We start from the raw sequence: 17,168 nt of genomic DNA, 5'->3' as shown, positions 1-17,168 counted from the left end.
GCCGCAAGTTGTCACGATTAGTAATATTTGCTGGTTGCGCCAGAGGTGGGGAGGCGGGGGAGGTTCTTCCAAACCCCTACTGCTACCTACCGGTTAGAGAAGGCGCTCGAACCTCGGGTCCCGCGTCCCGACCCCCGAGTCCCGGCACCCGAGCTTCGGGCCGCAGCTCTGCTCACGTACACCCGGAAGGGTGACCAGGCTGTCCCGAGTCCCGAGTCCCGGCGCTCGGGCCCCGAGTTTCCGCGCCCCGGCCACCCACCACCCTCTGCGTGACGTCTGCTTGAGCGCGCCTGCGTCGTACGGGAAGCGGTCCATCGCCGACAGGTCATCAGTCGCGACGCTCCCGCTCGGGCTCAGGTGAGGGGGCCGCTTGCCCGATCAGGAGTTGTGAGGTTGTGCCTGGTGCGCCGCAGCGATCCGGTCGATCCGTGCGGCCAGCTCGAAGTCGGCCGCTGTGAGCCGGTGCCCGGCGTCGTGCGTCGTGATCCGGAATCGCACGTGGTCCCAGCGCAGGTCGATGTCCGCATGGTGTCCGACGAGCCGTTCGACGTCCGCGACGCTCACGATCAGCGCGACGCCGCCGTGGTAGCGAATCCCGAACGTACGGGCAATTGCGTGTCCTTCGCGTACCCATCCCGGTAGCTCGGTCAGTCTCAGGGCAATCTCATCGTCCGGCAGTGGATCCTTGCCCATCGTCAGTCCCCTCGATCATCGGTGCCAGGACCTCGGCACGACCCTGGCCAATCGCGCATCGTGCCATGCGGCCCGGGCCCATGGCCGGGAGACCGTCGCAGCGTCTGATGATCCCCCTACGCCCGATATGTGGAAACGTTCGTATTCGACATCGGTGAGACTCTCGTCCGCGACGACCGTTACTGGGGTTCCTGGGCCGATTGGCTAGATGCGCCAAGGCACACGCTGTCAGCCCTGGTCGGTGCCGTGACCGCGCGGGGACTCGACAACACCGAATCTCTGAGGCTAATGAAGCCGGGCATGGATATTCCGGCCGAGTACGCCGCCCGCGAGGCAGCCGGACGAGGCGAGCACCTCGACGAGTTCTACCTCTACGAGGACGTCCGACCCGCGCTCACGGGGCTGCGGAATCTCGGCATGCGCGTAGTCGTCGTCGGCAACCAGACTGTCCGCGCAGGTGAACTGCTCCGAGCGCTGGACCTGCCCGCCGATCTCGTCGTCACCTCCGAGGAGTGGGACTGTGCCAAACCGTCGGCGCAGTTCTTCGAACGGATCCTCGACACGTCCGGTGCTCCGGCGGGAGGAACCGTGTACGTCGGTGATCACCCGGTGAACGACGCATTCCCCGCCGCCAGGCCGGGCTGCGCATGGCCCCTATCCGCCGCGGCCCATGGGGGCACTATGGGGCGGTGACCACCAAGTGCACGCAACTGCCGACTGGGTGATCCAGTCACTGACGTAACTCATCGAGATCGCACAGAAGTAGAGGAATCTACCGCCGGAAACTCTTCGTGTGCGTACGGTCAGCGGGTGTCTTTCGGTAGTCCGCAGGAAATCGGCAGGCGAATCGCCGCCTGTCGCCGGCTCACACAAACCGAACTCGCGGCGCCCCCCACGTTTCCTATGCCATGGTTCGTGCCATCGAGCGAGGTGTCCGACGGTCCAGCGACGAGGTGCTCAAAGCGGTCGCGGACGCTCTTGAGGTGGACCCCGCGCGTCTACGCAACGATCACGGCGGCACGGAACGCACGCGCGGGGACCACGAGACTCACGACAGCGCAGAACGGTCGTGCTCGGGAACACCCCCGCACGCGCGGGGACCACGCGGTGGGTGCGGCCGGCCGTCTCGCGGCTCCGGGAGCACCCCCGCACGCGCGGGGACCACCTGGCGATTGTCGAATTCCTGGGGCCCTGCCGGGGAACACCCCCGCACGCGCGGGGACCACAGAGTCGACGCCACGGAACTGGTAGCTGCCGCGGGAACACCCCCGCACGCGCGGGGACCACCTGGTGGCGGCCGTGATCACCGACGGCGGTCCGGGAACACCCCCGCACGCGCGGGGACCACATCGGGTCATCGAGTGAGCTGGCGTCGCAGTGGGGAACACCCCCGCACGCGCGGGGACCACGACGCCACGGACCGGATGCCGTCGCCGACATCGGGAACACCCCCGCACGCGCGGGGACCACGTCGTCGTGCCGATGGTCACGGAGCCGCAGTCGGGAACACCCCCGCACGCGCGGGGACCACGACCCGGCCGTGGGCGTCGCGGACGGAGTGCAGGGAACACCCCCGCACGCGCGGGGACCACCCTCCACCCACGCTGCCATCACCGTGCCTCTGGGGAACACCCCCGCACGCGCGGGGACCACAATCCTCCCGCGCGGCATGCAAGTGACGTAAGGGGAACACCCCCGCACGCGCGGGGACCACTTGCAGAGCGGGACATCAACTTGTCGCTGGCGGGGAACACCCCCGCACGCGCGGGGACCACTCCGGTCGAATGATGCGAACTGCTTCGGCGACGGGAACACCCCCGCACGCGCGGGGACCACGAGAACGTGCCCACGGCCAACGGTCCCGATCTGGGAACACCCCCGCACGCGCGGGGACCACGCGCATGTTCAACTCTGGGGGGTTGTAGCAATGGGAACACCCCCGCACGCGCGGGGACCACCCGCGTGGCCAAGACCCTCCAGGGCCGCTGATGGGAACACCCCCGCACGCGCGGGGACCACATCGCGCGCGAACCGTGCTGGTCAGCCAACGGGGGAACACCCCCGCACGCGCGGGGACCACACTTCGTGACCTGCGGTTTTATGAGGTGACGGAGCTGAATTTACTTACTTCTTCAGAAAGAGACATATCGCCCACCTCGAAGGTGATCGTACTCGCAGAGCGCTGTGCGGCAGCAGTCATTCTGCCTCTCTTCAGTCCATAAGAGCAGCCTCCTGAAAAGAGAGTGGTGGTCACCGTGGCAACCGCGAGCGCGGCCAGGACGCTTGGTGGCCGTCCAGGCTCGCATCTCAGCGGCTTCGACGCGTCGGCGGCGGCGATCTCGGTTGGGGAAATGACGGTCAGCCGAGAGAGGGGGCGTGACAGGTGGTTCGTGAGCGCGTCCGATACGGCGGACTTCCTTGCGGTGGTCTCGTCCGCAGGCGCGTACGCGGACGCCGCACGTGCGCATGGTCCCGCCATGGGCAGGGCCGCTAGTCAGCCATGGCCTTCGGGCCATGGAGCAGGTACCCAACGCAGAAACCCCCTTGATCGCGTCTCCGCGGATCAAGGGGGTTTCTGTAAGAGCGGTAGCGGTGGGATTTGAACCCACGGTGACGGGTTACGCCACACTCGCTTTCGAGGCGAGCTCCTTCGGCCGCTCGGACACGCTACCGAGAGAGAGCTTAGACCATCCCGGGCCGTGGACAGAAATCGGTTCTCGGGGGAGGAGCCCAACGTGGCCAGGACTTGAGGCCTGGCCTGGTCAGAGGGTTCGGAAGAAGGCCGTCAGCTGCTCCGCGCACTCCCGTTCCAGGACGCCCGCGATGACCTCCGGGCGGTGGTTGAGGCGGCGGTCGCGGACGACGTCCCAGAGGGAGCCGGCCGCGCCCGCCTTCTCGTCGCGGGCTCCGTAGACGACCCGGGCGATACGGGACTGGACCAGGGCGCCCGCGCACATCGTGCAGGGCTCCAGGGTGACCACCAGCGTGCAGCCGGTCAGCCGCCACTCCCCGTGGGCCTCGGCCGCCCGGCGCAGGGCCAGGATCTCGGCGTGCGCGGTCGGGTCGCCCGTGGCCTCGCGCTCGTTGTGGGCGGTGGCGAGCCCGGTGCCGTCGGGGCCGAGGACGACGGCGCCGACCGGCACATCGCCGGCCGACGCCGCCCGCCCGGCCTCGGCCAGGGCGCGGCGCATCGGTGCCTGCCAGGGGGCGCGTACGGGGTCGGGCTCGGGTACGCGTACGGGTTCCGGGGCGGGATCGGGTGAGGGGTCCGACGGTCGTGCGGTCACCCCGCGGACCCTAACGGACGGGACAGGAGGGACGGGGCGGGTGGGATGGGTGGGATGGGTGGTGGAGTGACGGGGGCGCCTGCCGGTCGGCCTAGCGGACCGACTCCAGGACCTCCGCCGCTCCCACGGCCTCCGCGATCTCGGAGAGTGCGTCGGTCTGCAGGGTGAGCAGCTCCTTCTCGGACATCCCGAGGTCGGCGAGGACCCCGAGTTCGCCGATCGGTCCCGCCGGCACGGCGTCCGGGTCGGAGCCGTCCTCGTCCGGGTCGACGGGCGCGGGCGCGGATCGTTCCGGTTCGCCGTCCTCGGTGCCGTCGAGGTCGACGAGCTCCTCCAGGGCGGCGATCTCGTCCTCGGCCCCCGGTTCGCGGCCGAGCATTTCGTCGGTGAGCAGGATCTCCCCGTACGAGGACCGGGCGGCGGCGGACGCGTCCGAGACGTAGATCCGGGGGTCCTCCTCACCGTCCACCCGGACGACGCCGAACCAGGCGTCCTCCTGCTCGATGTAGACCAGGACCGTGTCCTCGTCCACCGAGGCCTCCCGGGCCAGATCTGTCAGATCGGACAGGGTCTCCACGTCGTCAAGCTCTGTGTCGCTCGCTTCCCACCCGTCTTCGGTGCGCGCGAGCAGTGCGGCGAAGTACACCGTGACTCTCCCACTGGTCATAGGCGAATCGGTCCGGCGGGAGGACGAACGGTGATCCGTCCGCCCTGCGCCCCGCCCAACCGGCATCGTGGCAGAAACAAGCGCTGAGCGAGACCTCTTCGGCCGTTGCGTCGGCCATCAGTTCCAGGAGTGCCTGGTCGGCCGTCGCCCTGACGAGGCGATCAGCGGGGGGAGTGCGCCGGTGGTACGAGCAGGATTCACCAACGGAATGTGCGCATCCGCATCTGTTGCCGCATACGGGCCGCACGGGCTCGGCGCGGCTGCACGCGGTCGCGCAACTGCTTGGCCTCGTGGAGCTCACGGAGGAACTGGGCGCGTCGGCGACGGCGGGCGGCGTCACTCTCCTGCGCGTCCTCGACGTCACTCGCCGCGCCCTCGGCCTCGCGCTCCTCGCGCGGCCCGCGCGCGGCCGGGTCACGCCGCAGTTCGCCGTCAGCCATCGACACACCACCCCAGTGCTGGGTCCGTATGCCCCCACCTTCCCCCCGAACAGGTGGTTGATGCCAGCGCAGAGTGCCGGGGCGACGCGGTTACTGTTGACACATGCGGATCCACGTCGTCGACCACCCGCTGGTGGCGCACAAACTCACCACGCTGCGCGACAAGCGCACCGACTCCCCGACCTTCCGGCGGCTCGCCGACGAGCTGGTCACCCTTCTCGCCTACGAGGCCACCAGGGATGTGCGCACCGAGCTGGTCGACATCGAGACCCCGGTGACCCCCACGACCGGGGTGAAGCTCTCGCACCCCCGGCCGCTGGTCGTTCCGATCCTGCGGGCCGGTCTGGGCATGCTGGACGGCATGGTGCGGCTGCTGCCCACCGCCGAAGTGGGCTTCCTCGGCATGATCCGCAACGAGGAGACGCTCAAGGCGGAGACGTACGCGACCCGGATGCCCGAGGACCTCTCCGGCCGCCAGGTCTACGTCCTGGACCCGATGCTGGCCACCGGCGGCACCCTGGTCGCGGCCATCCGCGAGCTGATCGAGCGCGGGGCCGACGACGTCACCGCCGTCGTCCTCCTCGCGGCGCCCGAGGGCGTCGAGGTGATGGAGCGCGAGCTGGCCGGGACCCCGGTCACCGTCGTCACCGCCTCCGTCGACGAGCGGCTCAACGAGAACGGCTACATCGTGCCGGGCCTCGGGGACGCGGGCGACCGGATGTACGGCACGGCCGAATAGGGCCGGGCCTGCGGGGACGGACCCGCACGGGGTGCCGGACCCGCGCCTGAGGCCGTGCCGGGTCCGGTCGGTTCCGGTCGGGTCGGGTCGTCCACGCGTGCGCGCCCCGTTTCCGGCGACGCGCGGGGGTGTGCGTCGCCGGGAACGGGGCGCTCCATCGTGCCGGGGGTCAGCAGGAGGGCGACGGGGCCGGGGCCGGTTTCGTCAGTGCCGTCATCGCGGCGGTGGCCTCCTGCGGGGTGCTGAACGCCTTGAACTTCGTCCCGAGGATCAGGTCGACCTCGCCCGTCTTTCGGGTGTCCGTCTTCTGCACCGTGCCCGCCAGCTGGGTGCCGAGCACGGTGAAGCTGCCGTTCGTCGCGGTCGGTGCGCCGAGGAGGACGCCCGTGCCGGGCACCTTCTTGTCGTACGCCTTCGTCGCGTTGCCCACCTCGCCGATGGTGAAACCGCGTTTCTTGAGCTCCTCGGCGGCGGACTTGGCCAGCCCGCTGCGGGGCGTCGCGTTGTAGACGTTGACCTTGATGGCGGCCGGTTTCGGCAGCGCCTTGGCGGGGGCCGCCGACGGCTTCGGCGTGGGGCAGTCCCGCTTGTGGTCGGCCGCGCCGACGCTCTTGTCGCCGCCGGTGAAGACGTCGATGAGCTGCAACGTGCCCCAGCCGGCCAGGCTGAGGGCGACGACGGCTCCGATACCCGCCAGGACCAGCCTGCGGCGGTGCCGGGGTCGGCGCATACGGGGATAGGCGTCGCCCGTGATGCGGTACTTTCCGCCCATGCCGGGGGGAGTGAGCATGCTCATGGACGCAGCGTAGTGCGACCCGGTGATGATGCGTACTAAATGATCAACGTATGGCACCCGGATGAGCGGGAAAGCACCCGAAAGGCCCGAACCGGGCGTCGGTGCGGTGCGGAAACCCGGGTGGGGTGTGCGGGCGCCCTCGCGGTGGGGTGCGCTCGGCCGGGCGGTGTCAGCCCAGGTCGAGGACGCGGGCGTGCAGGACCTGGCGCTGCTGGAGCGCGGCCCGGACCGCCCGGTGCAGGCCGTCCTCCAGGTAGAGGTCGCCCTGCCACTTCACGACGTGGGCGAACAGGTCGCCGTAGAACGTGGAGTCCTCGGCGAGGAGGGTCTCCAGGTCCAGCTGGCCCTTGGTGGTCACGAGCTGGTCCAGGCGAACCGGACGCGGCGCGACATCCGCCCACTGTCGGGTGCTTTCCCGGCCGTGGTCGGGGTATGGCTTCCCATTTCCGATGCGCTTGAAGATCACACGGAAAGCCTACCGGGCAAGGGCCACCGGGCGCAGCCAGGGAAGCGCACAGCGCCGACGGCGCAAAAGTCGTGCAAGGCCGTATAAGGCTGGATACCTGGACAGGGGGCGCAGGGTGCGCAGGGGGCGCGGCAGGTCGGTCGGGGGGCGTGCCGGTGGCCGCGGGGGTGAGCGGGGGGGTGGTCGTGGGCGGTGGCGGACGGTCGGGGGAGCCGCGGGGTGGTCGCGGGAGTGGGCCCGGTACGGAATCGCCGCGGATTCCGTACCGGGCCCACTGGTGGTGTGTCCCGCGCGCCCGGGTTCCGCCGCCGACGGGACGGACCGCTCCGGGCCGCCGCCGCTACTCCGCGACCCGGCCGTGCCCCTCGCGCAGGCCGCCGCCGCTGCCGCCGCTGCCGGGGGTGCCGGTGCCGGCGTCGACCGGGCGGGTCAGCGAGCGCAGGTCGTGCGCGTACGTCCCGACCGCGTTGGCGATCACGTCGATGTTGGTGTCGAAGTGACCCATGTCGATGTTGTCCAGGTCGTCGCAGGCCGCGTGGTAGCAGGGGTCGTACGCGATCCCCGCCTCGCCGCCGAACACCTCGGCCTGGGCCGCCGTCTTGATGCCCTCCGCCCCGGTGTCCGTGCCGCCGGAGGGGATGCCGACCTCGATGAACGGCCCGTAGTCCGAGCGGCCGGTGAAGTCGGTGCCCTCGTGCGGCTTGCCCTTGCCGTCGAGGAAGTCGTTGATGTCGCGCTCCAGTTGGGCCGAGCCCTCCGGGCCGGGGCCCTCCCCGACCTCGTCGGAGTTGTCGCCGTCGAAGACGAACTGGACGCCGTTCGGCGAGGCGATCATGTCGAAGTTCAGGTAGAGCGCGATCTGCTCGCGCTGCTTCTCGGAGAGCGCCGCGACGTACTTCTCCGAGCCGATCAGGCCGTTCTCCTCGGCCGACCACCAGGCGAACCGCACCTTGTTGGCGGGCTTGCTCTGCGACTTCGCCAGCTTCAGGGCGACGTCGAGCAGGCCGGCGGAGCCGGAGCCGTTGTCGTTGATGCCGGGGCCCTCGGTCACCGAGTCGAGGTGGGCGCCGAGCATCACGGTGCGCGCGGGGCTGCCGCCGGGCGTCTCCGCGATGACGTTGCGGGTGGGGCGGTCCTGCTGGAGTTCGCGGATCTCGAAGGAGACCGTGACCTCGCCGCCCGCGAGGTCGGCGGCCAGCTTCTCGCCCTCGGCCTGGGTGAGGCCCCCGGTCGGGATCCTGCCCGCCGCGACCTCGCCGAGCGTGCCGGACAGCGCGCCCTCGACGTTGTTGTAGATGACCGCCCCGGCCGCGCCCGCGTCGGCGGCGGCAGCCTGCTTCTCGGCGAAGGAGCAGCCGCCGCGCTTGATCAGCGCGATCTTGCCGGTGAAGGTCGCGGACGCGTAGTCGGTGGCCTCGCAGCCCGTCGTCGCGTCGACGGGCACCGCGACGAGCGCCGCCGTCAGGCCTCCCACCTTGGTCGACGGGGTGTACGTCATGGCCTTGATCGTGACGTCGCGGGGCGTCGGCGTCACCACGGCGAGCTTCTCGGCCAGCGTCTCCGTGTAGGTGAAGCGGAAGTTCTCGTACGAGACCTTGTACCCGGCCCGCTGGAGCTGGCGGTAGACGTACGCCGCCGAGGCGTCGTGGCCCAGCGAACCGGCGGCGCGGTGGCCGTCGGTCGAGTCGGCTATCGCCTGGAACTGCTGGAGGTGGCGGTAGGCGTCGCGTGCGGACGCCTTCTTCACCAGCTCCTTCGACAGCTTGGCCGCTTCCTTGCCGGGGTCGTGCGGCGCGGGGCGTCCGGGGTGCGGGGACGCGGCCAGGAGGAGCGGTGTGGCCAGGGCGGTGGCGGCCACGACGGCTATGGCTCTGCGACGTGTTGCGTGCACAGGAGTCCTTCCGGTCTGAACGACTGGTGCTCGGAGCGGCTCAGTACCTGAACCGCCGGCGCTCCGAGCGGCTCAGCACCTGAACGGCTGAACAAATGTGCTGCGAAAGCTAGCGAGTGGGGTGACGCCTGTGAACAGATGTGGCCGGATTCGATCGGTGAAGGGCGGGTGTCGGCCTGATCCGGCACTCGACCACGTCACTGCTCGATGACTACGTGCCCGACGGCCCGCCCGGCTTCTTGGCCGCCCTGCCCGCCTTGGCCGACTTCGCCTTCTTGGCCGCCGCCTTGGCCTCCTGCTTGTACGCGCGCACCTCCGCGAGCGACTCCGGCCCCGTGATGTCGGCGACCGACCGGTGCGATCCGGCCTCCCCGTACGGGCCCGCCGCCTCCCGCCACCCCGTCGGCCGTACGCCGAACTGCTTGCCGAGCAGCGCCAGGAAGATCCGTGCCTTCTGTTCGCCGAAGCCGGGCAGCGCGTTGAGCCGTTTCAGCAGCTCGTTGCCGGTCGACGCGCCCCGCCACACCGCGCTCGCGTCGCCGTCGTACTCCGCCACCAGGAAGCGGCACAGCTGCTGCACCCGCTGGGCCATGGAGCCGGGGTAGCGGTGCAGGGCCGGTTTGGTGGTGAACAGTTCGGTGAAGGCGTCCGGGTCGTAGGCGGCGATCCGCCCCGCGTCCAGGTCGTCGGAGCCCATGCGTTCCGCGAGGGTGTACGGGCCGGTGAACGCCCACTCCATCGGGACTTGCTGGTCCAGCAGCATGCCGACCAGAGCGGCCAGCGGGCTGCGGCCGAGAAGCTCGTCGGCCTCCGGGTTCTGGGCGATCCGCAGGGTGAGGTCCTTGCCGCTGTCGCGCGTGGTCATGCTGCCGATCATCGCGAGCACGGCGGACGACGGCGACCGGTACTGCGCCGATGGCCTCTTCCCTGTCGGCCGAAGGGAGTAGGGAGGGGCGCGGGGAGCGGGGAGGGGCAGGGGAGTGGGGCGGCCGTGGAGTGCGCGTCCGTGCGTGTCGCCGTGCTGCCCGATGAGGCGGTTCCGGATGCCCCGGCATGGACGCGCACGACATCGAGCAGGAGCACCACGGACACGGCGGGGACGACGGGCACGGCGGGCTGGATCGGGCCCGCGAGCGCGATGAGCGGCGCGGCGGAAACGGCTGCCGAGGTGTCCGGCGAGCGGGCCCACCGGGCGGGAGTGAACGGGGTGGCCCGGAGGGGCCGTTACGGGTCCAGCCGGTCCGCGCGCCTGCGCAGGTAGCGGGCCTCGGGTTCGCTGAGCGTGCCGTCGGCGGCCGAGCGGTAGGCGGCGCGGGCCGCGGCCGGCTCCCCGGCCCGTTCCAGGAGGTGCCCGCGCACGGCGTCGAGGCGGAAGCGCGGCTCCACCGTGCCCGTCAGGGCGTCCACCGCCGCCAGCCCGGCCCGGGGCCCGTCCACCATGGCCACGGCGACCGCCCGGCCCAACGCGGCGGCGGGGTCGGGGGTGCGCCGCACGAGGAGGTCGTAGAGGGCGAGGATCTGCGGCCAGTCGGTGTCCTCCGGGCGCTCCGCCTCGTCGTGGAGGGCGGCGACGGCGGCCTGGAGCTGGTAGTCCCCGACGGGGCCCTGGGCGAGCGCCTCCTCGGCCAGCGCGGTGCCCTCCGCGATGGCCGTACGGTCCCAGAGCGCCCGGTCCTGTGCGTCGAGCGGGACCAGCTCGCCGTCCGGTCCGGTGCGTGCCGGGGCGCGCGCCTCGGTGAGGACCATCAGCGCCAGCAGCCCCGTCACGCGCCCCTCGTGGGGCAGCAGCCGACGGACGGCGCGGGTCAGCCGGATCGCCTCGCGGGCCAGGTCGGTGCGGTGGAGGTCGGGGCCGGCGGTGGCGGTGTAGCCCTCGTTGAAGATCAGGTAGAGCACCTGGAGCACGGCGGCGAGCCGCCGGTCGCGGTCCTCGGCGTCCGGCCGCCGGAACCGCGTACCGCGCAGCGTCCGCTTGGCCCGGCTGATCCGCTGCGCCATCGTCGCCTCCGGCACCAGATGGGCGCGGGCGATCTCCGCCGTGGTCAGGCCACCGACCGCGCGGAGGGTCAGCGCGATCTGGGCGGCGGGGGAGAGCGCGGGGTGGCAGCAGAGGAAGAGGAGAGTGAGCGTGTCGTCCTCGGAGGGGGCCCGGCCCGTGCCGGAGGGGTCTTCGCCGGGCGGTGGCGCGACGAACGCGTCGGCCGGGGTGAGGGCCGCCGCGGTCTCCTCCCGGCGGCGGCGGGCCTCGTCGCTGCGGAGCCGGTCGGTGAGGCGGCGGGAGGCGACCCGGATCAGCCAGCCGCGCGGGTTGTCGGGGACCCCGTCCCCCGGCCACTGCCCGGCGGCCGCGATCAGGGCCTCCTGGACGGAGTCCTCGGCCTGGTCGAAGTGCCCGTACCGGCGCACGAGCGCGCCGAGGACCTGCGGCGCGTGGCGGCGCAGCAGCTCCTCGACGGTGACGTCGGTCCTGCGATCCATCCGTGTCCTCGGGATCGGTCCGTCAGTCGTCGATCCCGCCGTCGACGGGCCGGATGAGCACCGGGTACGCGGGCGCCCCGGCCGGCTGCGGACAGCGTGCCACGCGGGCCGCGATCTCGGTCACCCTTTCCAGGCTCTCGCAGTCGAGCACCCAGAACCCGGCGAGCAGCTCCTTCGTCTCGCTGTAGGGCCCGTCCGAGACCACCGGGCGGCCTTCGGCGTCGAGGCTGACGGCCCGGCCCGACGCCGGCTCCCGCAGCCCGTAGCCGGTGACCAGCTCGCCCGACTCGGCGAGGTCGTCGTTGATGCTGCCCATGTGGGCGAACATCTCCCGCATGGCCTTCTCGTCCCAGGCCGGGCTGTCCGCGCTCCCCTTGCCGGTCTGCGCGTCGTAGTCCGCCTGGCTGCCCTGGACCATCACCAGATACTTCATGACCGTCGCCTCCTGGTCGCTCGGTGCCGTTTCTTCCTCCTGCACAGGGGACGTCGGAGCCGGTGCGGGGTTCTCGACACCACGCGCGGAGTCTTTCCGGATTCACCCGCCGGAGGGGGCGGAAGCGGGGGTTCAGTAAAGTTCGGCAGCGTTGTCCCCACGCCTCCTGCCCCGCCGAACGAGGTCCCGACCGTGTCTGCCGCCCCTCCCCCCGCCGCACCCACGCACCCCGTCTCCGTCGTGGGGATCGGCGCGGACGGCTGGCCCGGCCTGTCCGGTACGGCCCGCGGGGCGCTGCGGGAGGCGGAGGTGCTGATCGGCGGGGCGCGTCAGCTGGATCTGCTCCCGCCGGAGTGCGCCGGCGTCCGGGTGGCCTGGCCGTCCCCGCTGAGGCCGGCCGTCCCCCGGCTGCTGGCCGAGCACCGGGAGCGGCGGGTCGCGGTGCTGGCGAGCGGGGACCCGATGTTCTACGGGATCGGGCGGGCGCTGGCCCAGGAGCTGGGCCCGCAGGGGCTGCGCGTGCTGCCGCACCCGTCGTCCGTCGCGTACGCCTGCGCGCGCCTGGGCTGGCCGGTGGAGGACACGGAGGTCGTGACGCTGGTGGGCCGTCCGGCGGCGCGCCTCGCGGCGTCGCTGTACGAGGGCCGGCGCCTGCTGGTCCTGAGCGCGGACGCGAGCACCCCCGCGACGGTCGCCGCGCTGCTCACGGAGCGCGGTTTCGGACCGAGCGGGCTGCGGGTGCTGGAACAGCTGGGCGCGGCGGACGAGGCGTGCGCGGACGGTCTCGCGGAGAGCTGGGAGCACCCCCCGGGAGACCGGCTGAACGTGATCGCGATCGACTGCCGGGCGTCGGCGGACGCCCTGCGGCTGGGCGCGGTGCCCGGGCTGCCGGACGAGGCGTACGAGCACGACGGCCAGCTCACCAAGCGCCATGTCCGGGCGGCCACGCTCGGGACCCTGGCGCCCGCGCCCGGGGAGCTGCTCTGGGACGTGGGCGGCGGCTCCGGCTCGATCGCGGTCGAGTGGCTGCGGGCGCACCCGTCCTGCCGGGCGGTGAGCGTGGAGCGGGACCCGGTGCGGGCCGAGCGGATCACCCGTAACGCGGAACGCCTGGGAGTCCCCGCGCTGAAGGTCGTCACCGGCCCGGCGCCGGCCGCCCTGGCCGGACTGGCGGCGCCTGACGCGGTGTTCATCGGCGGCGGCCTGACCGCGCCGGGCCTGCTCGACGCGTGCTGGGCGGCGTTGCGGCCGGGGGGCCGGCTGGTCGCGAACACGGTGACGCTGGAGTCGGAGGCGCTGCTGGCCGAGTGGCACAAGGCGCACGGCGGCGAACTGGTGCGCCTCGCGGTGGCCCACGCGGTCCCGGTCGGCGGTTTCACCGGCTGGCGCCAGGCCATGCCCGTGACGCAGTGGTCGGCCGTCAAGCCCCCGGGTTCCGGGGCACGTACGCACAAGGGAGATCGATCATGACGGTGTACTTCATCGGCGCGGGCCCCGGCGCGGCCGACCTGATCACGGTGCGCGGCGCCCGGGTCCTCGCCGCCAGCCCGGTCTGCCTGTACGCGGGCAGCCTGGTCCCGGTGGAGCTGCTGGCCGAGTGCCCGGAGGGCGCCCGCCTGATCGACACGGCGGAGCTGGACATCGAGCAGATCACCGCCGAGCTGGTCCGGGCCCACGCGGAGGGCCACGACGTGGCGAGGCTGCACTCGGGCGACCCGTCGGTGTTCAGCGCGGTGAACGAACAGATGAAGCGCCTGGACGAGGCGGGGATCCCGTACGAAGTGGTCCCCGGCGTGCCCGCGTTCGCCGCGGCGGCGGCGGCGCTGAAGCGCGAGCTGACGGTGCCGACGGTCGGCCAGACGGTGATCCTGACCCGGGTCGCGCAGCGCGCCACGGCGATGCCGGAGGGCGAGGACCTGGCCACACTGGGCCGCAGCGGCGCCCTGATCGTGCTGCACCTGGCGGCCCGCTACGTGGACCGGGTGGTCGACGAGCTGCTCCCGCACTACGGGGCGGACTGCCCGACGGCGGTGGTGGCGATGGCGTCGCGCCCCGACGAGATCATCCTGCGGGGCCCGCTGGACTCGATCGCCGAGCAGGTGAAGGCGGCGGGGGTGATCCGGACGGCCGTCATCATGGTGGGCCGGACGCTGGGCGCGGAGCAGTTCCGGGACAGCCACCTCTACGCGGTGGGGCGGGACCGGGGAGCGTGCTGAGGGCGCGGTGGGGCGTGCGGGGCGGACCCGCGGGGTGAGGTGTGACGGGCCACCGCGCCGGGGCGGCCCGCCCGGGGCGTGGCGTCGTTCAGTCGCCCCCCGACGAGCCGCCGCACCCGTGGCCGCCACCGGGGGCGGCCTCCGCGGAGGAGCCGTGGTCGTCGTCCAGGGCCTTGCCCATGCGGCGGAGGGTGCGGCCGAGGCCGTCGGGGACCGGGTGGGCGCCGAGCAGCCCGTGCCGGATCGGGCCGGTGGCCAGAGCGGTCGGGCCGTGAAGTACGTATCCGGGCAGCGCCCCTTCCGATGCGGCGGCGGCCAGCAGCCGCCGTCCCGCGCGGGTGGTCCGGCGTCGCCTCCCGCCGAGCAGCCCGAGGCGCACCAGCCGCCGGGCGATGTCGTCGACCGGCTGGGAGCGCCCGACGGCTTCGGTCACTTCCCGGACGCGGGTGCTGCGGGGGCAGGCGGCGATGACCGCGTGCTCGACGGCGTGGGCGGCCGGGACGCCGTCGCCCGTGGGGCGGAGCCGTCCCGCCCGCAGGGACAGCGCCCCCTGTTCGGTGAGGGCCACGACGGCGGACTCGGCCACGCGCCGGCCACCGCCCGCGAGGTACGCGTACGCGTACCGGTCCAACGCTCCGCCGGCGTCCTCCGCCCCGGCCCGCCCCCATGACCGCGTCATGCCGTTCCCCCTCGCTCGCCCGCTCAGCATCCCGCAGGCGCTTCGCCGTCGGCCACGGGTTTCCCGCCCCGGTCCGGTCGGCGCGGGGGGCGGAGGCCGACGCGGACGTGCCCGTGCCCGGCGGCGAACGGGTCGCTGCCGGGCACGGGCACGGGTGAGGGGCCGAGCCCCCGGGGACGCCTCGCGCGTCAGCCCTTGATCTCGATCTCGCCGTTCTTCGAGGCCGCCGCGTCTGTCTCCGGGGCGTCCGGCGTCGTGAGAGCGGGCACCGTGCCCGCGCGGCCCTTCAGGTTCTGGAGGAGGGACGCCAGGTCCACGCCCGTCGTCGAGGTCAGCAGTTCCATGCCCTGCGCGACGTTGTCGGTCACCGTGCGGGCCAGCTGGCTCGCGCCGTCCGTGGAGATGACCGTCATCTTGTCGATGGCGCTCAGCGGCTCGGAGGCCTTGGCCACGACGCTCGGGAGGACCTCGACCAGCATCTGGAGGACGGCCGCGTCGCCGTACTGCGCGAACGCGTCGGCCTTCTTCTGCATGGCCTCCGCCTCCGCCGCACCCCTGGCGGCGATCGCCGCGGCGTCGGCCTCACCCTCGATGCGGACGGCGTCGGCCAGCGCCGAACGGTGCAGCTTCTCGCCCTGACCGGTCAGGCGCGAGCGCTCCGCGTCGGCCTCGGCCTCCTTGACCTGGGCGATGCGGCGGGCCTCCGCCTCCTGCTCGGCCTGGTAGCGGGCGGCGTCGGCGGGCTTGCGGACCTTCGTGTCCAGCTCGCGGTCGGTCAGCGCCGCCTGGCGCTCGGCGACCTTCTCCTGCTCGGTGAGGACTTCCTGCTGGCGGGCCGCCTCGGCGAGCGGTCCCGCGGCGTTGGCCTTGGCCGCCGCGGCCTCCGTCTCGGCCTTGATCTCGGCCTGCTTCAGGTAGTAGGTCCGCTCGGCGATGGCGATCTCCTCGGCCGCCTTCAGCCGGGCCTGCTCGGAGGCCCGCTTCGCGATGGCCTCGGCGATGTCCGCCTCCTGCTTGGCGCGGGCGGCCTCCGGGCGGCCGAGGTCCTCCAGGTAGGAGCCCTCGGTGGTGATGTCCTGGATCTGGAAGGCGTCCAGGATGAGGCCCTGGCCGGAGAGGCTGGCCTCGGCCTCCTCCGCGACCTGCCCGGCGAACGCGGCCCGGTCCCGGATGATGTCCTCGACCGACATCCGGCCGACGATCGCGCGGAGCGCGCCGGAGAGCACTTCCTGGGTGAAGCCGACGATGCCGTCCTGCTGCTGGAGGAAGCGCTGCGCCGCGGCGCGGATCGCGTCCTCGCTGCCGCCGACCTTGACGATCGCGACGCCTTCGAGGTTCGACTTGACGCCGCGAAGCGTCACCGCGCCGCGCACGGCGATCGGGATGTGCCGGCTGGACAGGTCGAGGGTGAACTTCTGCTGGACGAACGGTACGACGAAGACGCCGCCGCCGACCACGACCTTCTGGCCGCTGTTGTCGATGCTGGTGAGGCCGGTGACCGGATCCGTCGACTTCTTGCCGCGGCGGCCGGTGATGATGAACGCCTCGCTGGGCCCGGCCACCTTGTAGCGCGTGATGACGACGAGGCCGAGCAGGACGAGGAGTACGACGATGCCGATGACGGCGATGACTACTGGACTCATGTGATGTGTCCCCCCTGCCTCCCGTGGGGGACGGCAGATTGTTGTGGAGCGTGGCGGTGCTGTGGAGTTGACCGGTGCGGTGGGTGCCGCGGAACGGTGGGTCGTCGGGGTGGACGCGTGGTCAGCGCTCCACCGGGCGGACCGCGACCGAGGTGGTCGACAGTGCCTCTTCCACCCAGATCTCGGTGCCGCGGGCGACGGGCGCGGCCGACTTGGCCGAGAACTTCACGGGCTGGCCGCCCAGGCGCAGCAGCACCTCGCCGTAACCTCCGGCCGGGATGGCCGTCACGACGGACCCCGAGGTGCCGATCAGGTCGGAGCCGCGCGGGGTGGCGTCCGTCTGGTCGCGCATCAGGGCCTTGCTGAGTTTCCAGGTGAGCCAGCCCGCGACCAGGCCGGCGGCGACGCCGACGGCCGTGGCCACGAGGGTTCCGGCGCTCGTCGAGCCGAGCACGATCGCTCCGCCGAAGCCGAGCATCGAGATGAAGCCGGCGATCACCGGCAGCGACAGCAGCCCGTCGAAGAGGCCGTCGAGCACACCGTCGAGGAGCCCTTCGAGGACTCCGCCGAAGATCAGGGAGAGCGTGAGCAGCACGATCCCCGCAATGCCGAGACCGAGAAAAATGGTCACGCGATCACTCCCCTGTTGCCGCCGCTGCCGACGTCCCCCGAGTGTTTTCCGTCGATCTGGCTGGATGATCCCATACAGCACCTGCTTCGGTCACTGCCGGATTCCGGCA

At 72.3% G+C, this 17,168-nt stretch carries 16 protein-coding genes, 1 tRNA gene, 1 pseudogene and 1 CRISPR repeat array; of the genes and pseudogenes, 4 read left to right on the top strand and 14 right to left on the bottom strand.

What is annotated here, in order from left to right:
• Positions 1–378 precede the first annotated feature (378 nt).
• Entirely contained in the window at positions 379–693 is a 315-nt protein-coding gene (locus DTB53_RS14675; RefSeq protein WP_012379966.1) for a 4a-hydroxytetrahydrobiopterin dehydratase, read from the bottom strand.
• Between the two features lie 129 nt (positions 694–822).
• On the opposite strand from DTB53_RS14675, the pseudogene DTB53_RS14670 reads away from it, so the two are divergent.
• Positions 823–1,435: pseudogene (locus DTB53_RS14670) on the top strand (HAD family hydrolase).
• 333 nt (positions 1,436–1,768) lie between these two features.
• A CRISPR array of direct repeats spans positions 1,769–2,773; the repeat unit is 29 nt; unit sequence GGGAACACCCCCGCACGCGCGGGGACCAC.
• Positions 2,774–3,277: 504 nt separating this feature from the next.
• Here the strand turns inward: DTB53_RS14670 and DTB53_RS14665 are convergent.
• From DTB53_RS14665 to DTB53_RS14650, 4 genes are all read right to left on the bottom strand, one after another.
• Positions 3,278–3,365, bottom strand: a tRNA-Ser gene (locus DTB53_RS14665).
• A gap of 90 nt (positions 3,366–3,455) precedes the next feature.
• Positions 3,456–3,884, bottom strand: a complete 429-nt coding sequence (gene tadA, locus DTB53_RS14660) for a tRNA adenosine(34) deaminase TadA (RefSeq protein WP_003967682.1) — start codon at positions 3,882–3,884, stop codon at positions 3,456–3,458.
• Between the two features lie 187 nt (positions 3,885–4,071).
• Positions 4,072–4,626, bottom strand: a complete 555-nt coding sequence (locus tag DTB53_RS14655) for a tRNA adenosine deaminase-associated protein (protein ID WP_003967681.1) — start codon at positions 4,624–4,626, stop codon at positions 4,072–4,074.
• 218 nt (positions 4,627–4,844) lie between these two features.
• Positions 4,845–5,087 carry a hypothetical protein gene (locus DTB53_RS14650; protein WP_030701269.1) on the bottom strand — a complete coding sequence of 81 codons (243 nt, stop codon included), beginning with the start codon at positions 5,085–5,087 and terminating at the stop codon, positions 4,845–4,847.
• A gap of 103 nt (positions 5,088–5,190) precedes the next feature.
• Between DTB53_RS14650 and upp the strand changes: the two genes are divergently transcribed.
• Positions 5,191–5,826, top strand: coding sequence for a uracil phosphoribosyltransferase (upp, locus tag DTB53_RS14645; RefSeq protein ID WP_003967679.1), 636 nt, complete (start codon positions 5,191–5,193; stop codon positions 5,824–5,826).
• 169 nt (positions 5,827–5,995) lie between these two features.
• Here the strand turns inward: upp and DTB53_RS14640 are convergent, their stop codons facing one another.
• From DTB53_RS14640 to DTB53_RS14615, 6 genes are all read right to left on the bottom strand, one after another.
• Positions 5,996–6,598 carry a LytR C-terminal domain-containing protein gene (locus DTB53_RS14640; protein ID WP_012379964.1) on the bottom strand — a complete coding sequence of 201 codons (603 nt, stop codon included), beginning with the start codon at positions 6,596–6,598 and terminating at the stop codon, positions 5,996–5,998.
• Positions 6,599–6,791: 193 nt separating this feature from the next.
• Complete coding sequence (locus DTB53_RS14635; protein WP_003967677.1) at positions 6,792–7,088, bottom strand: type II toxin-antitoxin system VapB family antitoxin; 297 nt, start codon at positions 7,086–7,088, stop codon at positions 6,792–6,794.
• 340 nt (positions 7,089–7,428) lie between these two features.
• Positions 7,429–8,979 (bottom strand): M28 family metallopeptidase, encoded by a 1,551-nt coding sequence (locus tag DTB53_RS14630; protein WP_236586378.1) that lies wholly within the window; start codon positions 8,977–8,979, stop codon positions 7,429–7,431.
• A 211-nt stretch (positions 8,980–9,190) separates the two neighbouring features.
• The gene (locus tag DTB53_RS14625; RefSeq protein WP_042498504.1) at positions 9,191–9,844 is read right to left on the bottom strand and encodes an HhH-GPD-type base excision DNA repair protein; all 654 of its coding nucleotides are present in this window, start codon (positions 9,842–9,844) and stop codon (positions 9,191–9,193) included.
• Positions 9,845–10,203: 359 nt separating this feature from the next.
• On the bottom strand, positions 10,204–11,457 hold the full coding sequence (locus tag DTB53_RS14620; protein WP_012379961.1) for an RNA polymerase sigma factor: 1,254 nt from the start codon (positions 11,455–11,457) through the stop codon (positions 10,204–10,206).
• Between the two features lie 22 nt (positions 11,458–11,479).
• Complete coding sequence (locus DTB53_RS14615; protein ID WP_003967673.1) at positions 11,480–11,890, bottom strand: YciI family protein; 411 nt, start codon at positions 11,888–11,890, stop codon at positions 11,480–11,482.
• Between the two features lie 192 nt (positions 11,891–12,082).
• Here DTB53_RS14615 and DTB53_RS14610 point away from each other — a divergent pair, with 192 nt between their 5' ends.
• On the top strand, positions 12,083–13,360 hold the full coding sequence (locus DTB53_RS14610; protein WP_012379960.1) for a bifunctional cobalt-precorrin-7 (C(5))-methyltransferase/cobalt-precorrin-6B (C(15))-methyltransferase: 1,278 nt from the start codon (positions 12,083–12,085) through the stop codon (positions 13,358–13,360).
• A complete protein-coding gene (gene cobM / locus DTB53_RS14605) occupies positions 13,357–14,106 on the top strand; it encodes a precorrin-4 C(11)-methyltransferase (protein ID WP_003967671.1) in 750 nt (249 codons plus the stop codon). Before DTB53_RS14610 ends, cobM begins: the two co-directional genes overlap by 4 nt.
• An 88-nt stretch (positions 14,107–14,194) precedes the next feature.
• On the opposite strand, the gene DTB53_RS14600 is transcribed toward cobM, so the two are convergent.
• The 3 genes from DTB53_RS14600 to DTB53_RS14590 all read right to left on the bottom strand — a co-directional run bounded on the left by DTB53_RS14600 (position 14,195) and on the right by DTB53_RS14590 (position 17,059).
• Complete coding sequence (locus DTB53_RS14600) at positions 14,195–14,785, bottom strand: TIGR04222 domain-containing membrane protein (RefSeq protein ID WP_042496672.1); 591 nt, start codon at positions 14,783–14,785, stop codon at positions 14,195–14,197.
• Between the two features lie 188 nt (positions 14,786–14,973).
• A complete protein-coding gene (locus DTB53_RS14595; protein WP_012379958.1) occupies positions 14,974–16,428 on the bottom strand; it encodes a flotillin family protein in 1,455 nt (484 codons plus the stop codon).
• Positions 16,429–16,549: 121 nt separating this feature from the next.
• A complete protein-coding gene (locus DTB53_RS14590; RefSeq protein WP_003967668.1) occupies positions 16,550–17,059 on the bottom strand; it encodes an NfeD C-terminal domain-containing protein in 510 nt (169 codons plus the stop codon).
• Positions 17,060–17,168 lie beyond the last annotated feature (109 nt).

This window comes from Streptomyces griseus (assembly GCF_900460065.1).
In the GTDB taxonomy this organism is placed as follows: Bacteria; Actinomycetota; Actinomycetes; order Streptomycetales; family Streptomycetaceae; genus Streptomyces; species Streptomyces griseus.
The sequence above is the reverse complement of the archived record's forward strand: the minus strand, read 5'-3'. Positions and strand labels throughout refer to the sequence as shown.